Origin of the sequence: Arthrobacter sp. ISL-28 (genome assembly GCF_018613875.1) — a bacterium.
In the GTDB taxonomy this organism is placed as follows: Bacteria; Actinomycetota; Actinomycetes; order Actinomycetales; family Micrococcaceae; genus Arthrobacter.
Genome location: NZ_JAGGPJ010000014.1, coordinates 159,788 through 177,684 on the forward strand (window position 1 = coordinate 159,788; position 17,897 = coordinate 177,684).

Annotated in this window: 17 protein-coding genes and 2 pseudogenes; 9 read left to right on the plus strand and 10 right to left on the minus strand. The window is 63.5% G+C overall.

All coding sequences use genetic code 11. The features are described from left to right. Window positions 1-62 precede the first annotated feature (62 nt). Window positions 63-1,469, minus strand: a complete 1,407-nt coding sequence (locus J7E80_RS11510; protein ID WP_215051637.1) for an MFS transporter — start codon at window positions 1,467-1,469, stop codon at window positions 63-65. Between the two features lie 531 nt (window positions 1,470-2,000). On the opposite strand from J7E80_RS11510, the gene J7E80_RS11515 reads away from it, so the two are divergent. The 4 genes from J7E80_RS11515 (at window position 2,001) to J7E80_RS11530 (ending at window position 6,642) form a co-directional block, all read left to right on the plus strand. Further along, a complete protein-coding gene (locus tag J7E80_RS11515) occupies window positions 2,001-3,143 on the plus strand; it encodes an S-(hydroxymethyl)mycothiol dehydrogenase (RefSeq protein ID WP_215051638.1) in 1,143 nt (380 codons plus the stop codon). Continuing rightward, window positions 3,140-3,760: an MBL fold metallo-hydrolase gene (locus tag J7E80_RS11520; protein WP_215051640.1), complete on the plus strand. Its 621-nt coding sequence runs from the start codon at window positions 3,140-3,142 to the stop codon at window positions 3,758-3,760. The genes J7E80_RS11515 and J7E80_RS11520 overlap by 4 nt, the downstream gene beginning before the upstream one ends. Before the next feature lie 129 nt (window positions 3,761-3,889). After that, the gene (locus tag J7E80_RS11525; RefSeq protein ID WP_215051642.1) at window positions 3,890-6,208 is read left to right on the plus strand and encodes an FdhF/YdeP family oxidoreductase; all 2,319 of its coding nucleotides are present in this window, start codon (window positions 3,890-3,892) and stop codon (window positions 6,206-6,208) included. Window positions 6,209-6,345: 137 nt separating this feature from the next. Next, the gene (locus J7E80_RS11530) at window positions 6,346-6,642 is read left to right on the plus strand and encodes a hypothetical protein (protein ID WP_215051644.1); all 297 of its coding nucleotides are present in this window, start codon (window positions 6,346-6,348) and stop codon (window positions 6,640-6,642) included. A 96-nt stretch (window positions 6,643-6,738) separates the two neighbouring features. On the opposite strand, the gene J7E80_RS11535 is transcribed toward J7E80_RS11530, so the two are convergent. Both J7E80_RS11535 and J7E80_RS11540 read right to left on the minus strand, forming a co-directional pair. After that, window positions 6,739-7,866, minus strand: coding sequence for an RNA polymerase sigma factor (locus J7E80_RS11535; protein WP_215051645.1), 1,128 nt, complete (start codon window positions 7,864-7,866; stop codon window positions 6,739-6,741). Between the two features lie 186 nt (window positions 7,867-8,052). Next, window positions 8,053-8,346, minus strand: coding sequence for a hypothetical protein (locus tag J7E80_RS11540; RefSeq protein ID WP_215051647.1), 294 nt, complete (start codon window positions 8,344-8,346; stop codon window positions 8,053-8,055). Between the two features lie 436 nt (window positions 8,347-8,782). Here J7E80_RS11540 and J7E80_RS11545 point away from each other — a divergent pair, with 436 nt between their 5' ends. Next, window positions 8,783-9,466 carry an RNA polymerase sigma factor gene (locus J7E80_RS11545; RefSeq protein ID WP_215051648.1) on the plus strand — a complete coding sequence of 228 codons (684 nt, stop codon included), beginning with the start codon at window positions 8,783-8,785 and terminating at the stop codon, window positions 9,464-9,466. Window positions 9,467-9,826: 360 nt separating this feature from the next. Here the strand turns inward: J7E80_RS11545 and J7E80_RS11550 are convergent, their stop codons facing one another. Together J7E80_RS11550 and J7E80_RS11555 are read right to left on the minus strand one after the other, a co-directional pair. Continuing rightward, window positions 9,827-10,180 (minus strand): hypothetical protein, encoded by a 354-nt coding sequence (locus J7E80_RS11550; RefSeq protein ID WP_215051650.1) that lies wholly within the window; start codon window positions 10,178-10,180, stop codon window positions 9,827-9,829. A 305-nt stretch (window positions 10,181-10,485) separates the two neighbouring features. Next, window positions 10,486-10,683, minus strand: a complete 198-nt coding sequence (locus J7E80_RS11555; RefSeq protein ID WP_215051651.1) for a DUF1508 domain-containing protein — start codon at window positions 10,681-10,683, stop codon at window positions 10,486-10,488. 268 nt (window positions 10,684-10,951) lie between these two features. Here J7E80_RS11555 and J7E80_RS11560 point away from each other — a divergent pair, with 268 nt between their 5' ends. Both J7E80_RS11560 and J7E80_RS11565 read left to right on the plus strand, forming a co-directional pair. Further along, a complete protein-coding gene (locus tag J7E80_RS11560; RefSeq protein WP_251036749.1) occupies window positions 10,952-11,287 on the plus strand; it encodes a dihydrofolate reductase family protein in 336 nt (111 codons plus the stop codon). A gap of 174 nt (window positions 11,288-11,461) precedes the next feature. Then, window positions 11,462-11,680: a DUF2188 domain-containing protein gene (locus tag J7E80_RS11565; protein ID WP_215051655.1), complete on the plus strand. Its 219-nt coding sequence runs from the start codon at window positions 11,462-11,464 to the stop codon at window positions 11,678-11,680. Here the strand turns inward: J7E80_RS11565 and J7E80_RS24615 are convergent. The 3 genes from J7E80_RS24615 to J7E80_RS11580 are packed head-to-tail and all read right to left on the minus strand — an operon-like array spanning window position 11,639 to window position 14,651. Next, window positions 11,639-12,196 carry an FCD domain-containing protein gene (locus tag J7E80_RS24615; protein ID WP_396020760.1) on the minus strand — a complete coding sequence of 186 codons (558 nt, stop codon included), beginning with the start codon at window positions 12,194-12,196 and terminating at the stop codon, window positions 11,639-11,641. The genes J7E80_RS11565 and J7E80_RS24615 overlap by 42 nt on opposite strands. Then, the gene (locus J7E80_RS11575; protein WP_311380810.1) at window positions 12,193-13,449 is read right to left on the minus strand and encodes an allantoate amidohydrolase; all 1,257 of its coding nucleotides are present in this window, start codon (window positions 13,447-13,449) and stop codon (window positions 12,193-12,195) included. The genes J7E80_RS24615 and J7E80_RS11575 overlap by 4 nt, the downstream gene beginning before the upstream one ends. 35 nt (window positions 13,450-13,484) lie before the next feature. After that, the gene (locus J7E80_RS11580; protein ID WP_215051658.1) at window positions 13,485-14,651 is read right to left on the minus strand and encodes an FAD-dependent oxidoreductase; all 1,167 of its coding nucleotides are present in this window, start codon (window positions 14,649-14,651) and stop codon (window positions 13,485-13,487) included. A gap of 160 nt (window positions 14,652-14,811) precedes the next feature. Here J7E80_RS11580 and J7E80_RS11585 point away from each other — a divergent pair, with 160 nt between their 5' ends. After that, a complete protein-coding gene (locus J7E80_RS11585) occupies window positions 14,812-15,696 on the plus strand; it encodes a LysR family transcriptional regulator (protein WP_215051660.1) in 885 nt (294 codons plus the stop codon). Window positions 15,697-16,076: 380 nt separating this feature from the next. Here J7E80_RS11585 and J7E80_RS11590 read toward each other — a convergent pair. Then, a pseudogene (locus J7E80_RS11590) lies at window positions 16,077-16,181 on the minus strand (universal stress protein); the annotation flags it as partial. 174 nt (window positions 16,182-16,355) lie between these two features. On the opposite strand from J7E80_RS11590, the gene J7E80_RS11595 reads away from it, so the two are divergent. After that, the gene (locus J7E80_RS11595) at window positions 16,356-17,519 is read left to right on the plus strand and encodes an MFS transporter (RefSeq protein WP_215051662.1); all 1,164 of its coding nucleotides are present in this window, start codon (window positions 16,356-16,358) and stop codon (window positions 17,517-17,519) included. A 182-nt stretch (window positions 17,520-17,701) separates the two neighbouring features. On the opposite strand, the pseudogene J7E80_RS11600 reads toward J7E80_RS11595, so the two are convergent. After that, window positions 17,702-17,897: pseudogene (locus tag J7E80_RS11600) on the minus strand (UDP-glucose 4-epimerase GalE); the annotation flags it as partial.

The following is a 17,897-nucleotide window of genomic DNA, read 5'->3' on the forward strand; positions in this document are numbered from 1 at the left end:
CATGGTGCGGAAGTTGCAGAAGGAAGTTGAAGAAGAGGTAAGCGGGGCCCGGCGCGGATCGTTTATTCCTGCCTGAGCGGCTTCCTGGACGTCTCGGCTGCGAACAGGACGGCGACGAGGGAGACGACGGATGCCGCCACGAGGTACCAGCCCGGTGCGAGCTTGCTGTGGGTGAGGCCGATAAGCAGTGTGGCCATAAACGGGGCAGTTCCGCCGAAGAGGGCGTTGGAGAGGTTGAAGCTGACGGCGAAGCCGCTGTAGCGGACGCGGGTGGGGAAGAGCTCAGCGAGGAAGCTGGGGAGCGTGCCGTCGTTGAGGGTCAGCATGCCGCCGAGCAGGATCTGGATCAGGACAATGACCAGGAAATTGCCGGTGTCCAGCAGCACGAAGGCCGGCACAGTCAGGAGGATGAAGAGCACTGACGCGGTGATCAGCATGCGCTTGCGGCCGAACTTGTCCGAGGCGATGCCGGTGATGAAGATGAAGCCGATGTAGCTGGCCAGGGCGATGGTGGTGGCCAGGAAAGATTCCGCCGCGCCGAAGCCGAGTTCCTCGGCCAGGTATGTGGGCATGTAGCTGAGGATGACGTAGAAGCCGACGGCGTTGAGCAGCACGGCGCCCGTGGCGATGACGAGTTGCTTGCGGTAGGTCTTGAACATTGCGAAGACGGGTGCCTTGACGGTGTGGTCCTCAGCTGCCAGGGCCCGGAACGCGGGCGTATCTTCGAGCTTGGTCCTGATGTAGCGGCCGATGAGGCCCATGGGCGCAGCCAGCAGGAACGGCAGCCGCCAGCCCCAGTCATGGAGCTCCTCGGCGGTGAGCACGCTGCTGAGCAGTGCCGCGATCAGGGAACCGAGCAGCAGGCCGGCCGCAGTGCTGGCCGGTACGACGGCGGCGTAGAGTCCGCGCTTGTTGGCAGGGGCGTACTCCACCAGGAAGGCAGATGCGCCGGCGTATTCGCCCGCTGCGGAGAACCCCTGGACGATACGGACCAGCAGGAGCAGGATCGGCGCCAGTATGCCGATGGCGTTGTAGCCGGGGATCAGGGCAATGCAGAACGTGGCCCCGGACATGATGAGGATGGATAGCGAGAGGGCTTTCCTTCGTCCCAGGCGGTCGCCGATATGCCCCCAGATGAAGCCGCCGAGGGGGCGGATGAAGAAGGAAACCGCGAAGACTCCGAAGGTGGCCAGCAGGGCGGTCTGGCGGTCGGTTTCGGGGAAGAACACTGAGGAAATGATCGCTGCCAGGTAGCCGTAGACGGCGTAGTCGAACCACTCGACGAAGTTGCCGATGAAGCTTGCCGTGACCACGCGCCGGCGTGTTTCCCTGCTGACGCCGCTGCCGGCCTCTTCAGGGTTCTGGCCGCTCACCGTGCTGCGTCCGGAGCGTGTGCCGTCATGCCCGCTATTCGACTCCGGGCCCGGGCGTCCCGCAAGAGCGGCGGGGGAGGGGGATTCGTTACTCATTAGTCCACCAAGGGGTTTGGGGTTGCATTGGGTGCAACGCTGTTGCATCAGATTAGGCGTGATGTGCGGCACAGTCAATGGTTTTGTGGGCCAGGACTGAAGGACTCTGCTCGCACTGCACGTGCGGACGGTAGACATGGTGGAGATTTGCCGTTGAAGGGCGATGTCAGCGGCATGTTGCGTTCAAAGAGACGTGGTTGCGCGAAAGCAAATAGCCGCGAGCGGTTCCGGCGGGGTGCAAGGTGTCGCACTTCCGAAATCTATTGACACCGCCATGTGATGGCTGTCATATTCACAAGTACGCGCTATGTGCACCGTGTTGTGTAATACGCAATAGATTTTGGGGTGAGAGTGCAGCGGCTTCGGGTGCCGCAGGAGGTTCCGGCCATGCAGGACATCGAGGCCCGTCAGTGTCCCGGACGAGAGCCCGGAACCGCGGGAAGAAGATTTTGAACCACAACGAGTCGGCTAGATTTGGCACTGGGTGCCGCCACCCACGAGTCCCCGGACTCAGGAAAGGAACGCAAAATAATGGTTCATAAAGTAAAGGCAGTCATTGCCAAAGAAAAGAACGCTCCGGTTTCGATAGAGACCATCCTGGTGCCGGATCCGGGCCCAGGGGAGGCTCTGGTGGACATCCTGACGTGCGGGGTCTGCCACACGGACCTCCACTACAAGCTGGGCGGCATCGGGAATGATTTCCCGTATCTGCTGGGCCATGAGGCTACCGGAGTGGTGAATGCTGTCGGACCGGGGGTGACCGAGGTGGCGCCGGGAGACCGGGTCATCCTGAACTGGCGTGCCGTCTGTGGCCAGTGCCGGGCGTGCTCCAAGGGGCAGCCGCAGTACTGCTTTAACACCCACAACGCCACGCAGAAGATGACGCTGGAGGACGGCACGGAGCTTTCGCCCGCGCTCGGCATCGGCGCCTTCGCTGAGAAGACGCTCGTCGCCGCCGGTCAGTGCACCAAGGTGGACGACGACGCCGATCCCGCCGCCGTCGGGCTGCTCGGCTGCGGCGTCATGGCCGGCATCGGTGCCGCCATCAACACCGGTGAGGTCAAACGCGGCGAGTCAGTGGCCGTGATCGGTTGCGGCGGCGTGGGCATCGCGGCAATCGCCGGGGCGAAGCTGGCCGGTGCCACCACGATCATCGCGGTGGACATCGACGACAACAAGATCGAGATGGCCAAGTCGCTCGGCGCCACCCACGGCGTGAACTCCCGCACCGCGGACCCGGTCGAGGCAATCCGCGCGCTGACCAACGGCAACGGAGCCGACGTCGTGATCGAAGCCGTCGGACGGCCTGAGACGTACAAGCAGGCCTTCTATGCCCGCGATCTGGCCGGCCGCGTGGTCCTGGTGGGCGTGCCGACGCCGGAGATGCAGCTTGAGCTGCCCCTGCTGGACGTCTTTGGCCGGGGCGGTTCGCTGAAGTCCTCCTGGTACGGCGACTGCCTGCCTTCCCGCGACTTCCCGATGCTGGTCCAGCACTACAAGCAGGGCAACCTGGACCTGGACGCGTTCGTCTCCGAGCGCATCACCATCGACCAGGTGGAAGAGGCCTTCGACAAGATGCACGAAGGCAAGGTCCTCCGCTCAGTTGTCGAAATCCAGCCCGCGGCCGGAAACCGGTCCGCCGTCGGGACCCAGCCGGAGGTTGCCGCCGTATGAGTGTCACCATCGAAAACCTCGTCACCTCGGGCACCTTCTCACTCGACGGCGGCACCTGGGATGTGGACAACAACGTATGGATCGTGGGCAATGAGGACGAATGTGTCATCATCGACTCCCCGCACGACGCCGCCGCAATCATCAGCCAGGTCCGCGGCCGGAAGGTCCTTGCCATCCTGCTGACCCACGCGCACAACGACCACATCGGGGCGGCCCGGGAGGTCGCAGCGGCAGTGGATGCCCCCATCCACCTGCACCCCGATGACCTGATGCTGTGGGAGCAGGTCTACCCGGACGCCAAGCCGGACCGGGAGATCGCCGACGGCGACGTCTTTCAGGTGGGCGGAGCAATGCTCAGGGCCATCCATACGCCCGGCCACTCACCGGGCTCCACCTGCTTCCTGCTCGAGGAGGAAGGAACGGTCTTCACAGGAGACACGCTGTTCAACGGCGGCCCCGGTGCCACCGGCAGGTCCTACAGCGACTACCCGACCATCCTCGCCTCCATCCGGGAACGTTTGTTGCCGCTTCCGGCCGAGACGGTGGTCCGCACTGGCCATGGCGACAACACCACAATCGGTGCTGAGCGGGAGACGCTGGCCAAGGTGAACCAGTAAAGCAGGGTTTTTCCCACATCAAGCAGGACCCGGTAAGGCGCGCCATGAATGCTGGCGCGCCTTGCAGGGCGTTTTGAGCAAGCACGGCGTTCAACAAGCACGACGCTAGCCGGTAAGAAAGTTGGAACAATGAAGTTCGGCAAACAGCCCGCCCCCGTTGCGGACATCAACGAGGACGCCCTCGCCGTCGGCAAACCGAAAACGGAAGCTGCCGGCGTCAAGGCCGTGATGGTGGCATTGGAGCGGGCCGTGGCCCAGGCCGGTGTCACCAGGACGGCGCAGTCGCTGCTGCGCCTGAACCAGCGCGGCGGCTTCGACTGTCCGGGCTGTGCCTGGCCGGAATCCGACAAGAAGCGGAAGGCGGCCGAGTTCTGCGAAAACGGGGCCAAGGCAGTGGCCGAGGAAAACACGCTCCGCACGGTCGGGGCAGAGTTCTGGGCCCGGCACTCCATCGCGGAACTGGCGGAGAAGACGGAGTACTGGCTGGGCAACCAGGGCCGGCTCAGCGAACCGGTGGTCATCCGGGAAGGGGAGACCCATTATTCACCGATCTCCTGGGCGGATGCCTTCGAGCTCATCGGTGAACACATCCGGGCCAGCACGCCTGACCGCTGCGTCTTCTACACCTCCGGCCGCACGGCCAACGAGACCGCGTTCATGTACCAACTGCTTGCCCGTGCTCTCGGAACAAATAACCTGCCGGACTGTTCCAACATGTGCCACGAGTCCTCCGGCTCGGCGCTCAACCCAACGATCGGCATCGGCAAAGGCACCGTGTCGCTGGACGATATCCACGACGCCGAGCTGATCTTCGTCGTCGGGCAGAACCCCGGCACCAACCATCCGCGCATGCTCTCGGCCCTGAAGGAGTGCAAGGACAAGGGCGGCAAGGTGGTGGCGGTGAACCCGCTGCCCGAGGCCGGACTCTTCAACTTCAAGGACCCGCAGACAGTTTCCGGCGTGGTCGGCGGCGGCACGCCGCTGGCCGATGAGTACCTGCAGATCAAGGTGGGCGGGGACCTGGCGCTCTTCCAGGCACTGGGCCACCTGCTGCTGGCGGCCGAGGAACAGAACCCGGGCACCGTCGTCGACCGTTCCTTCATCGACGCCCAGACCGACGGGTTCGACGCCTACCGCGAGGCCCGCCGGGAACTGGACTGGGAAGAAACCGAGAAGGCCACGGGCCTGTCCCGGCAGCAGATCGAGGACGTGGCGGGGATGCTCATCCGGTCCAAGGCGACCATCTTCTGCTGGGCCCTGGGCGTGACGCAACAGCCCCACTCGGTGGACACCATCAAGGAAATGGTCAACGTCCTGCTGCTGCAGGGCAACTTCGGCAAGCCCGGCGCCGGGGCCTGCCCGGTCCGCGGCCACTCCAACGTCCAGGGCGACCGGACCATGGGCATCTGGGAAAAGCCGAAGGAATGGCTCCTGGAGGCGCTGGACAAGGAGTTCGGCATCCAGTCCCCGCGGGGCCACGGGTACGACGCCGTCGAGTCCATGGAGGCGTTCGAGCGCGACGAAGTGGACGTCTTCGTGTCCATGGGCGGGAACTTCTCGCTGGCCTGTTCTGACACCGAGACGCTGGAAGCGGGGATGCAGCGGATCGGTCTCACTGTCCACATCTCCACCAAGCCCAACCGGTCCCATGTGGTGCACGGCCGCACCTCGCTGATTCTTCCCACGCTGGGGCGCACCGACAAAGACGACAAGCACCCCAAGGGCGCCCAGTTCCTGTCCGTGGAGGACTCCATGTCCGTGGTCCACACAACGCAGGGCAGACTCCAGCCGGTGTCCGAGCACCTGCTCGCCGAACCAGTGATCGTCGCCCGCATGGCCGCCGCCGCCCTCGGTGCGGACCATCCCGTGGACTGGAAGGCGATGGCCGAGGACTACGACGTGATCCGGGACCACATCTCCCGCGTCATCCCGGGCTTCGAGGACTTCAACGCCAGGGTCCGGACGAAGAACGGCTTCGTGCTGCCCAACCCGCCGCGCGACACCCGTTCGTTCAACACGGACATCGGCCGCGGGCGCTTCACGGTCAGCCCGCTGGAATACCTGAGCGCGCCGGAAGGCCATCTTGTCCTGCAGACCATCCGCAGCCACGACCAGTACAACACCACCTTCTACGGCCTGGATGACCGGTACCGGGGAATCTCGGACGGCCGCCGGGTGATCCTGGTGCACCCGGAGGACCTGGCCGGGCTCGGCTTCCAGGACCGGGACCTCGTCGACGTCGTCAGCACCTTCCAGGGGCAGGACCGGCAGGCGGACAAATTCCGGCTGGTCGCCTACCCCACGGCGAAGGGCTGCGCCGCGGCGTACTTCCCCGAGGCCAACGCCCTGGTGCACAAGGAAAACGTGGCCCGGGAGTCGAACACGCCCGGCTTTAAGGCCATGTTCGTTCGGTTCGTGCCGCACCTGGAGGAGTCTGTGGCGAGCTAGCATCTTCAGGCGAGCTAGCACTCTCAGCGTATGGCGCGCGTCACGAAGTGCTGGATTCGGCGTTTGTTCTCTAGCGAACTGAGAGCACTGTGTGACTTCAAGGGTCCACGGCAACTCCTTCGCGGAAGGAACATTAAATGAACGCGCAGGCCACACCGGACACCAGATCCTCGTCATACGGGGAGAAGGAGGCGGTCGATTCCGTGGAGGATCGGCTGGAGCTGATTCTCAGGCTGCGGCGTCAGGCGATCTACCCCCTGGGGCCGGTGGCGGGGGTTTGGGCGCAGTCGCAGCTGGCCCATGTCGAGGTGCCCTGGCTCGTTGAAACCCTGCAGGACGTCACGGCCTGGGCGAGGCAGCTGGAACAGCTGGCCGTAGCTCCCTGCGAAGGGTGCGGGGCTGGCAAAGGCAAAGCGGAGGTCCGGGCGGCGTGAGCCCTCTTCATTGGATCGCCGTGGCTGATCCAGCTGTGCGGCGGCAACTGTCCTGGCGGTAACTGTCCCGTCGGTAACCGTCCCGGTAGGCGCTGCCTACTGGGAGCCGCGCGATTCGGCCCGTGCCTGGAGGTAAACCGGGTCAAAGGCTGCATGGGGCATGCAGCCGACGGATGTTGCGTAAGCGGAGCAATCGGCGAAACGGCCGTCGTGCTCCAGCTCCGTCACCGCAGCGTTCGGCGCCGCAGGCAGCAGCATGAGCACGACAACGGCCGCCGCTGCTCCAAGGGCTTTCAGCCCTTGGAGGACTGCAGGAACAATGTCAGCGGATTCATGGATGGATTCCGCGATGTGGGCAAAGGGGTAATGGGCAGGGGAAGACAAGAGTTCGAGGATCCGGACGGCCATCACCGGCGAGAGCACCGCTGGAAGAAGTCCCGGATGGACGCCCTGCATTTTAGAACTGAGGTCGCCCAATCCTTGAAGTGCCCGGCGGCAGCTCCGGCACGTGCGGATGTGACTGTCCACCTTGGCCTGGTTCGCCGCGGTAGCGCGGTCCAGTGCAGCCCCGGCCAGAAACGGAAGCATGGACTCGCAGCCGCTGTCTTGTGCGTTGCGCAGATACACCACGAGATAGGCCTCACGAAGTCCGTTCCGCGCACGCCTGAGGAGGGCCGAGAGTGCGTTGGGCGTAATGTCGAGAAGAGGGGCGGCTTCGCGCGGCTTCAGTCCTTCAATTTCCACATACCAAAGAGCCCGCTGCCAACGAAGGGGCAGTGTCGCGAAGGCCTCCGCCACGAAATCGTGCTCCTGCTGGCCGGTGTGGTCGAGCCCGGGGTTCCGATCGTCAGCCAGCTCGGTTATTCGTTCTGATGGATGCTCAGCGGACGAATGACGGTCCAGCGCCGCTGAGCGGACGGCCCTGAGAAGATAGGGCCGGACGGGGCCAACTGGCCCTTTCCCGCGTCGCATCGCAGAGAGTGATTTGAGGAAGGCCGTCGCAGCGATGTCTTCTGCGTCATGTATGGACCTGCTCAGCCTCTGGGCATACGCCAAGGCAGGTTCCCAATGGATCCGGTACAGCTCAAGAACTGCCCCGGCCCTGCCTTCCCGGCAATCCTGGACAAGGCTGGCTTCGGCCTCAGCCGTTGCCTCCGCCTCGGCCATATCGCCTTCCATGCCTGCAGATCCGCCAGGCAGCATGGTGTGGGAGGAGGCCTTCACAACCACGCCTGGTACGTAGATGCGGCAGTTTGCTGAGGGGAAACTGTAAACATGGTGACTCCGGGCGGACGATGAATTCCTGGCGGGTGCGAAAGTTGTTAGCCTTCACAAAATCACCTTGTGCAGCTTTCAATGAGTTTTGGTCATAAAAAACATGAACAAGTCACTGTGTGACGGAAACCGCCTCTATTCACGCTGGTCATTGATGCTCGTGGGCCCCGGCGGATGCTGGGTCATGCCATCCTCGCGGTCCAGTGAAGCCAGCAGTCGGTCCAGGGAGCGCAGGATCCGACCAGTGCGCCGTAGTGTGAGAACCGGGTCAACCGGGCCTAGGCCCCCACTGGTCGCGGCAACGTAGTCAGCCCATTCGCGGTTCAGTTCCTCGAACTCCCGCTGGCCCACCGATACGGTCATCCTCGGGTCAGGTCCTTCAGGCATGCCGATCACCCCCGGATTGCTGCCTATGCTGATGGTCTTCATCCTACCGGTCCGGGCCGATCCGGTCTCTCTGCAGGACACGAGATTAGGTGCAGGCTTGGCCGGCGGTGGTTCGGTCGGGAAAGGGACTCTTGGCGGTGTGGGGGCAAGTACGCTTTGGGCGGTGCTTGTGGGACCCTGACCGGTCGAAATTCCGCTGGAAATGCTGATGATGAACCCCCCAAGTGACATCGCCAGACAGGCACCTGCTCAGCGATACGGATTTACTACCCCATTAACGGCCCGGAGGCGAAAAGCTGACGCCTGGCGGCGGCAAGAGAATCACCGGCACGGCGCGATCACGTCGGATCCGTCAGCACTTGCGAACGTTTCGCAAAGAATTATGGGCCACCGCGTCATGGAACGGGCTTATCCGAGGTGAATGGAGTGAGGCGCCGGGAGTGTGGCCTCGCTTTCAGCGTCGACGGCAGGCAACCACATGGAAACACTTGAGCACGCTTCACCGGGGGACGGGCACCTGTGCCCTGCAGCATCCAGCGAGCCCTACGGAGCCAGGCAGGACGTGTCGGAGGCTGGCGCCGCAACCGAGCCCTCTGCGATCCCGGTTCCGGCGGCTTTGGGTCCTGAATCGGATTTGATTGACGGCGTCCGGGCCGGGGACGCGGAATCCATGGCAGTGCTGTATGAAAGGTATCGCGAGCCGGGGCTACGGTTCATCCGGGGTCTGATGTCGGGCGCCCAGGAGTCCGAGGACGTGCTTCATGATGGGTTCGCAAAGGCTGTCGGCGCCATCAGAAACGGGTACGGACCGACCGATGTGTTTGGCCCGTACCTGAACACCGCAATCCGTTCAGTCGCGATGACGTTCTGGACCAAGCGCGGTCGAGAGCAGCCAGCACCGGACGAGGACCTGGACCCGGGTCCTGTTGACGACCATGGGCTCGAGACTGTTCTGTCTGTGTTCGAACATGAGCACGTCGCTGCGGCGATGCGTTCCTTGCCGGAGCGGTGGCGGAAAGTGCTCTGGTATGCCGAGGTCATGGGACAGAAGCCAAGAGACATCGCGCCGATTTTGGGCATCGAACCCAACGCGGTCTCGGCGTTACTGATCCGTGCCAGGGCCGGGCTGCGCACCGCGTACGAGCAGCAGGGCGGATCGTGACCTGTCACTTCGGGCCGAGGTCCATGTCTGGCCCCGGCGGTCCCCGCGTCAGGAATCACAGCCTGGGCAGTTAAGGGAGTGTGCAGGCGATCAGTTGTCCATGCTGCGTCCGGCGGCCACCCCCCAGCCAAAGGACGTCTGACTGCACATTCGCGACGCGGACGTGAGACACCCGCGAGCGGACGGGACGGGCGGCATCCGGAAGGCTTGAGTTCTTGCCGGAGGCCCCCGTCCCACACAACCGAACGTCACACATGGACGCGCATCCAACACGGCCGCACGTCGCACCGCCGCACTCCCCACACGTCTGCACGGCGGGAGGGAATTCCCCCGCCGCGCCTGTTTCCCTCTACAGGGAATCTATCTGCGTGGGGTCGGATAATGCTTGTGGAGAATTGCCGTGAGTTCCTGGATTAGTCGGGCGGTGACTTCCCTGCCGCCCTGGATCCCGGCATCCATGAGCCGGGCGTGGATTTCCCTGAGGGCACGGTAGAGATCCAGCTCGGCTTCGATGCGGTCGTCACGTTCACGGTCCGTGTGCGTGAAGTACCTGGCATCGACGTCGAGCCATCTGGCAAGTGTGTCGAGCACTTCGGGCCTTCTGACGGAGTTGGGGACGCCGTCGAGGAGATTGTTCCACCACTGGGCGGTCGGTACGTGCCCCGACCCGGCCAGAAGCCCGGTGATGACTGCCAGCCCCGCTTCCCTGCTCATTTCAGGTTCTACGGCCGAGAAGACCCTGTTGACACGGCGGGATAATTCGACCGGATCGTGAAGGATCCCCATGCCGACTCCCGGCGCCTGGGCCTGTCCGTCAGCATCCCGGCCAGACGTCTTGGTTGATCGTGGCGGCAGTGCCCGAATCAGCGTTTGGTCATTGGCCGCTGTCGCCCGAAGCTGTCCCGACACACCCATTTTTTGTCCCTTTCCGGTACGCCCGCCACCTCGACATTGGTCGTGCAGGGCTAACCAGCAAAGAGCCGGATCGTGACGGACAGGCAGGCGGCCGCGTCGTGACGTCAGACGCTGGTATCCGAACCCGTGAGGTCCACGATTCTCCCGGCGGCTGCGGCCTCTCTGACAGTCCAGATACCTGCGATTGCAACATCCTCGTGCGGGAATGCCTCCGACGTGAGCATGACGGTACCGTCCAATGCGACGAGTCGGAACCTGAAGGAATCATCCGCATCAAGATACAGTTCGAACTTAGCGGCCATGGTCGTTCTCCTAGCGTGGTGGGACTTAGGGTCTTAACTGCGTAAGCAGGTGGTCGTGACGCCTCACGCACCTTCCCGCAGACGTCCGCCACGAACTGCCCGACGCCGAACGGCTCGCTATGAGTGCTGGCTTGAGGGCGTCGACCTTGACCGAGGTGCGGGGCGTGGATAGCGTCAGGCCTCATGGGCACCGTTTTCGGCGGGATGGCAGTCAGCCTCGATGGATATGTCCGCTCTGAGACCCCATGTTGTGACCCATGACCCAGGTATGGCCACGCGCGGGAAGACCAGGCTGTTTTCTGGAGATCTACGAGAACTGGTCGCTGAAATCAAGTCCTCCATCCCCGAAGACAAGGATCTTTGCGTCTACGGCGGTGCCCAGATCCTGACGCAATTCATCGAGTTGGAGTTGTTGGACGAATGGAGTATTTCCATCGTGCCGGTGGTCCTGGGGAGCGGCGTGCTTTGCTTCGGCAGGATCAGCCAGTGGACGAAGCTTGGGCTCCTGGAGTGCCGCCCCTTCCCGTCAGGGATCGTGCTGCTTAAATACAAGATGACCAGACTGCCTGCCGACGTGAATCTGGGATTCTTGAGCAGATCTTGAGAGGGTGTTGTCCAGTCCTTGAGGGTCCGGATCGAGACTTTGGTGAAGGCGGCCGTGCAGAAGCGTCGCGGCAGCATTGGAGCAGGAAGCTGTATCACTGCCGTCCGGGCAGCTATCGCCTCACGGCGATTTCAGCTTCTCTGCCCCAAATGATTCTTGGGGGAAGGATCCGTTATGGCCCAAAGCAATGTCGAGACTTTCTATGAAGATCTGATGTGGAAGAGCCGGCGAGAAGGAAGCCTTCAGTCCCTCGTCGTAAGCACGGATCGGTCCGAGGCTCTGGATGCCGGGAGGCGTGCCGCAATGCGCGACCGCGTCGACCACGTCATCCGGGACATGGACGGCCACTTCCTATACCAGAACAGCTACCGGGACCTCCCGAACACCTACTAGATGCGGACGTCTGCGGGTTTGGCGTCTGACTGGCCCAGGCATGGATTTGCTCCTCATTGGTTGTGCGGAGTACAGCGTGCGGAGGAGGTCCTCATCATCGTCCAAGGCCTCTGAGACCCTCTTCTCTGCGACTGCGGGCTGCATTCGTGAACAAGCGGCCTCCATGTGGGCAAGGCCGGCATCGTCTATGTTCGAGGTTCCCCTGCGGGCCGCTTCAACTTCCAGAGTCGCCCTGACCTCATAGATATGGATCAGCTCGGACACGGTGAATTCACGGACCACAGCGCCCTTGTGAGCTATTCGGGTGGCCAGACCGGTGGTTGACCGCTCCCGTGAAGGGCTCAGGTCAAAGACTGTCGGCTGGTTAATGTGCCCGGACAGTGGAGGGGGACTGGAGACCCGGCATGATCTGCAGACAGCAGGAGGGGCACAGCACAGGGTGGGCCCCTCCTGCTGATTCCGTTCATGCCAAAACCGGGTGGGTAGAACGGCAGCGTTCCGCCCGCCATGTATCACCTGGCGGCAGTCTGCGGTTGAAGGATCAGCCCTTCCAGCGTAGCCGCGAGCGCGACGGCTCCGGCCTCGGCGTCGTCGTTCTCGACATGTTCTTCCGGTGAGTGGGAAATTCCGCTGGGGTTCCGGACAAAGAGCATCGCCGTAGGTAGGACCTCCGACAGGACGCCGGCGTCATGGCCGGCGCCCGTATCCAGCACGGGTGCGTCCGGAAGGAGCAGCTGGAGCCGGTCCTTGAGCGGACGGTCGAAGTGGACGGTTCTGCTGACGGACTCCTCGCGCAGTTCGACCGAACAGCCTTCTTCTGCAGCCACGATCCGGGAGCGGCCGAGGATGTCTTCAACCACGGCTGCGGTGACGGCGTCCTCGGGATGCCTGACGTCGAGCCAGAGGTCGACGCGGGACGCGATGACGTTTGTCCCGCCGGGAACGGGTTGGATCCGTCCGACGGTTGCCCTTGCCTGTGGATGGTTTGTGGCGCTTTCGCGAATGCCGACAATGATCCTTGCGGCAGCGACCATGGGGTCTTTGCGGTCCTCCATCAGGGTTGTTCCGGCGTGGTTTCCCTGCCCGTGGACGGAGAGCTTCCACCGCCCATGGCCGAGGATTGAGGATCCGATGGCCACTGGCCTGTCCAGGTCGATCAGGCCGCGGCCCTGTTCGACGTGTAGTTCGATGAACGCACCGATTTTTGACAGCCTTTCGGTGTCCTTGCCGATGAACCGGGGGTCCAGCCCATTATCGGCAGCCGCTTCGGCAAAGGTGATCCCGTCCTGGTCCCGGAGGTTGCGTGCCTTGTCCGCGTCAATGGCGCCGGTCATCAACCGCGACCCGAGGCATGCGACCCCAAAACGGGAGCCTTCCTCTTCGGGAAAAACCGCAATGGCGACTGCCCGGGGCGGCGCGCCGACCCTGTTTCGGAGAATGTCCAGCGCCACCAGTGCCGACGCTATGCCCAGCGGCCCATCGTATGGCCCGCCGCCCGGCACCGAGTCCAGATGGCTGCCTGTGACCAGGGCGCCGTCGCGGTTCCCGGAGGCAATGTCCCACCATGCCCAGATCACACCGTTACGGTCGTGCTCGATCGCGAGCCCGCGGTTTGTCGCCTGCTCGATAAACCAGGAACGCAGATCCAGTTCAGCAGCGGAAAAAACGGGCCTGGTGTAGCCGCCCCGCTGGGGATCCATTCCGGTTGAGGAGATCTGATCCAGGAGTCCGGCCACTGATGCTGTATGGAGAGGGAAGTCGACGTTCACTTGATGTTCCTTTGAAAGCTGGGCTGGGTCGGCACTCAGTGTGCGGCTGACTGGGTACGGCTGCCTAGCCGGAATTCATCTGGCACCTTGCCCGCCCCGGTGGCGAGGTCCGCGGCGAACTGACCGATCAGCGGGGCGAACTTCGCTCCATGCCCGGAGCACGGCGACACCACAGTGATGTTCTCGGCCTTGTCGATGATGAAATCCTCGGTGGGCGTGTTCGTGAACAGGCACGTCGTCTCTGCGTAGGGTTCTGGCACGAGGCCAGGGAGATAGCGCTGCACGTAGTCGATGACACGCCGACGGTTTGCCGGATCGATGAGACCGTCCTGGGCGGACGCCGACGGCATGATCTTTCCGCCGTTGTACTCAGCAACCTTCTGGCCACGCCACCCAGCGTCCCGGCCTCCCGGCAATCCGTAGGTTTGAATGCCTTCACGCTTATGGATGAAGGTGGGCCAGGCTTGGGCCGATACCGGTGCCTGGTCCTCAGGTGCCTGGTCCTTGTACGGAAAGTGGTAGGCCTGCTCCTGCCTGACTTCGATGCGAGGAATCTGGGCCAGAAACGCCTCCGGCAGGGACAGGTTTCCCAGCAAGTCGGGGAGCCAACCGCCTGCACTGACAATGATGTTCTCTGCTTCCATGATCCGTCCGTCGGCTGAGTGCACGGTGTAACCCTTGCCGGAGGATCCTACGGAGGAAACCTCCCAGCCCGTCCTGAGCTGCGCGCCCTGGGTCACGGCGAGGTCCAGCATCGCCGTGACCGTTGTTTCGGCGTCGATGACTCCGGCTCCGGGATGCCACAGCACGTCGGTGTCGAACGCGATTTGAGGCCAACGTGAGCGGGCTTCCTCGGCAGACAGCAGCTCATGTTCAACATTGTTTGCCGCCAGAACCGAAGCCAGACGCTCCGCCTGACGCGTCGAACCGTAATCCACCGCACCAGTCGGGCTTATAAACTGCTTCCCGTTCAGACGCGCCAGCTCATCCCAACCGGCTTTCGACTGGACGACCAGACGTGTGTAGAAATCGTCCGGGTACGCGTAGCGGAAGATACGTGCGGAACCATGCGAGCTGCCGGCGTGATTTGCCGGTGTAGACCGCTCCAGAATGGTCACTTCGTGTCCCTGGGAGGCCAGTTGCCATGCCGTGGCCGCCCCGGCCAGACCAGCACCGACGACGATGTATTTGGAGGCTGTCATGTGGACGACTTTCTGCTCTGCGGACTGCGGGACCTGCCGGTCACTCTGGAGTTGGGGATCCATCCAAGGGGAGCGGCCTCTTCCAGTAAGCCCCTGCACACACCCGTGCGTCCAATATCTTTTGACTGCCCACTATTAGCGGATCGGCAATAATGGAGCCATGGAACTGCGGCAGCTACGGTATTTTCTTGCGGTGGCGGAAGAACTTCACTTCGGCAGGGCCGCCGAGAAGCTGCACATGTCCCAGCCGCCCCTGACTGTTCAGATCCGTCGTCTGGAGAAGGAGTTGGGCTCCGAACTGTTCGACAGGTCAACGCGCAGGGTGTCGCTGACTCCCATGGGGGAGTCGTTTCAAAAGCGGGTCAAGGCTGTGCTGGACGACCTGGAGGACGCTGTTGCCGAGATCAACGACGTCGGGAGCGGCCGGCGCGGCCGTCTCCGGGTCGGCTTTGTCAGTTCGGCGAGCTACACGGTAATTCCTGAGGCAGTGCGGCGGTTCCGGGAACTTCAGCCGAGGGTGGATCTCGTGTTGCGCCCGCTGACCAGCGGCGAACAGGCTGAGGAGCTTTTTGAGGGCGGGCTGGATCTGGGGCTCATCCGGGACCCTGAACCGGCGCCGGGGCTGAGACTGGAGCCACTCCTTACCGAGGCGCTTGTGGCCGTTATTCCGGAGAGGCACCCGCTCGCGTCGCATCATGAAGTCGTCCCCGATGAACTGGCCCAAGAAGGCATGATCCTTTTTCCATACCGGCTGATGCCTGGATTTGTTGCCCAGGTCCTGAGGATCTTCACGCCGGGCCGGATCCCCCATGTGGTTCAACAAGCGATTCACCAGGAGACGGTGGTCGGACTCGTGGCGGCAGGCCTGGGTATTTCCATACTGCCGGAGTCGATATCCCGGTTCCAGACGACCGGCGTCGTCATCCGCCCGATAACGACCAGCCCAAAGACTTCACTGCTCATTGCGCAGGCAGGGCGTCCGGCCCCGGCCGCCGCTGAATTCGTGGCCTGCCTTCATGATGCAGTCGTTGCTGCGGCCACCTGAGCCGGCGGTATTCGCGGGGACCTAGCTAACCCAATCAGGCCGAACGTGTCGCGAAGGCAAATCAGTGCCTCGCTCCCGCCGGACGGTCCAGGCGTGTGCGGGATGGGCCAGAGCCATATCCCTTCCGGTGAATCTCCCGTTTCCCCCGTCGGCAACAGCTAGATCCCCGGAAACGGTCCCCCAGGGGCCGGCGGAACCGGCTCGCTGGGTAGTGGGAAGGCAGGGCGACCTTTCAGTCGCCCTGCCTTCTTCTGCGTGCGGACCCGCGCCCCGCGCCCGTCCTTCGGGCTACCTGTTGCGATGGAGTGCAGGGATAGGGCCCGACGCATGCCGGGAGTGGGCCCGGCGGTCCATGGTGGGTTGCTGGCTGCCCGCGATGTTCAGAGCTTGTCCGCCCGGACGGCAAGCACGGGGCAGGTAGCGTCCAGGAGGATTCGTTGGACTGTGCTTCCGAGGATGAGTTTGCCGACCATGGAGCGTGGCCGACTTCAGGTGAACCGTTGCGCTTAACGGCTGCGACAACCTCACCCTGCTGAGAACTACTGTAGGAAGAGACTTTGTCCACGAATTGCAGCGGCGCGTGCCCGATGGCGAGGAAATCCGGTTGAGGAAGGGATGCTTTGAGCAGAAGGCAAGGATCGTCCCGCAGATGGTTGTGGATGCTGATCTCATCTGCGGTCCTATGCCAAATAGCCCTCAACCTGGCGCGGCCTCTGATCTCCTACAAAGTTCTGGCCCTCGGCGGAGACGCCGTAGTAGTCGGCCTGGCGTCGGCCGCCTATGCCCTGCTTCCCGTGGTGATCGCGTTGTGGCTTGGGAGAGTGACGGACCGGCGCTCATCATTGAGAGGCATCATCGTCGCCGGAACAGTTCTGCTTGCGGCCGGACCGTTCCTGTTGTCGGCGGCCCCATCCCTGCTCTTAATTGGTATAGCCAGTGCGGTCCTGGGCCTTGGCCACCTGTGCTTCACCATCGCAGGGCAGGCAGCTATTGCCAGGTTTCTCCCGTTCAACGAAATGGACGCTGCCTTTGGCTGGTTCACCGCCGCATTCGCTGTGGGTCAACTCGCGGGGCCACTCCTGGCGGGTCTGTTTATGGGGGCAGCGCAGGATGTGCCCGCCGCGGCCCGGCTCGCGGACGCCAACACGGCGCTCATGCTCGCAACTGCAATCTCCGTCCTGGCCGTTCCCGCCGCCTTGGGGGCGTCAGTCAAGCAGCCAAAGAAAGAACCCACAGCAGAGCCAAATTCCCGCAATTCGCCCCCGGCCTCCGTCGCTTCCCTCCTCGGCACTCCAACAGTCAAAACCAACATGGCGGCAAGCCTCGCCCTGCTCGCAACGACCGACATCCTCGTCGCGTTCCTCCCACTGCTCGGTGAGGAAAGAGGAGTCGCACCCGTGATGGTCGGCGTCCTTCTGGCCATCCGGGCCGGAGCCTCCATTTCATCCCGCCTGCTCCTGCCGGTCCTGCTCTCTCACTGGAGCAGACCGGGGCTTGTCACGGCGAGCCTTGCCGGGGCGGCCATCCCATTGGCTTTCCTGCCGTGGCTTTTTGAGGTCCCCATCCTGGCCGGCGTCCTGCTCGCCATCGCGGGGTTCTTCCTGGGGCTGGGACAACCCATCACCATGACATTGATCAGCCGGGCTGTTCCAGCAGCCTCCCGCGGTGCCGCGCTGGCGCTCCGACTTCTCGGCAACAGACTCGGCCAAGTCACACTGCCCCTGGCGGCCGGATTACTGGCGGCTCCGACGGGTCCTGGCGGTTCCCTCTGGATGTCCTCCGCCGTACTGATTGCCGCCTGCATCAAGCGGCCCCGCAAATAGAAGAGCTCTCGCAGTCGATGACTGGTCCCCACCGGCCCCCTCGCCTTGCAAGCTCGGCCAGGGAACCCTGCCGGTGTGGGCCCTGTGCTCGCCTCGCCTTGCAAGCTCGGCCAGGGAACCCTGCCGGTGTGGGCCCTGTGCCCTTGTCGGTGCTGATAAGGGCAGTTACGGAGCAGTCGGTGCTAGGCGGTGTAGCCGTTGGGGTTGTTTTTTTGCCAGCGCCAGTGGTCCTCGCACATCTGGTCCAGGGTTTTGGTGGTGGACCAGGAGAGGTCGGCGAGGGCTGAGGTGGGGTCGGCCCAGAAGGCGGGGAGGTCCCCGGCGCGGCGGCCGGTGATTTCGTAGGGGATGGGGTTTCCGAGGGCTTTTTCGAAGGAT

Excerpts from the sequence above, each read along its gene's own strand:
- J7E80_RS11565 (WP_215051655.1), top strand. The coding sequence starts at position 11,462 with ATGGCCCAAAGCAATGTCGAGACTTTCTATGAAGATCTGATGTGGAAG.
- J7E80_RS11540 (WP_215051647.1), bottom strand. The coding sequence starts at position 8,346 with ATGAAGACCATCAGCATAGGCAGCAATCCGGGGGTGATCGGCATGCCT.
- J7E80_RS11510 (WP_215051637.1), bottom strand. The coding sequence starts at position 1,469 with ATGAGTAACGAATCCCCCTCCCCCGCCGCTCTTGCGGGACGCCCGGGC.
- J7E80_RS11520 (WP_215051640.1), top strand. The coding sequence starts at position 3,140 with ATGAGTGTCACCATCGAAAACCTCGTCACCTCGGGCACCTTCTCACTC.
- J7E80_RS11585 (WP_215051660.1), top strand. The coding sequence starts at position 14,812 with ATGGAACTGCGGCAGCTACGGTATTTTCTTGCGGTGGCGGAAGAACTT.
- J7E80_RS11515 (WP_215051638.1), top strand. The coding sequence starts at position 2,001 with ATGGTTCATAAAGTAAAGGCAGTCATTGCCAAAGAAAAGAACGCTCCG.
- J7E80_RS11595 (WP_215051662.1), top strand. The coding sequence starts at position 16,356 with ATGCTGATCTCATCTGCGGTCCTATGCCAAATAGCCCTCAACCTGGCG.
- J7E80_RS11580 (WP_215051658.1), bottom strand. The coding sequence starts at position 14,651 with ATGACAGCCTCCAAATACATCGTCGTCGGTGCTGGTCTGGCCGGGGCG.
- J7E80_RS11525 (WP_215051642.1), top strand. The coding sequence starts at position 3,890 with ATGAAGTTCGGCAAACAGCCCGCCCCCGTTGCGGACATCAACGAGGAC.
- J7E80_RS11560 (WP_251036749.1), top strand. The coding sequence starts at position 10,952 with ATGGCCACGCGCGGGAAGACCAGGCTGTTTTCTGGAGATCTACGAGAA.
- J7E80_RS11550 (WP_215051650.1), bottom strand. The coding sequence starts at position 10,180 with ATGAGCAGGGAAGCGGGGCTGGCAGTCATCACCGGGCTTCTGGCCGGG.
- J7E80_RS11545 (WP_215051648.1), top strand. The coding sequence starts at position 8,783 with ATGGAAACACTTGAGCACGCTTCACCGGGGGACGGGCACCTGTGCCCT.
- J7E80_RS11555 (WP_215051651.1), bottom strand. The coding sequence starts at position 10,683 with ATGGCCGCTAAGTTCGAACTGTATCTTGATGCGGATGATTCCTTCAGG.
- J7E80_RS11530 (WP_215051644.1), top strand. The coding sequence starts at position 6,346 with ATGAACGCGCAGGCCACACCGGACACCAGATCCTCGTCATACGGGGAG.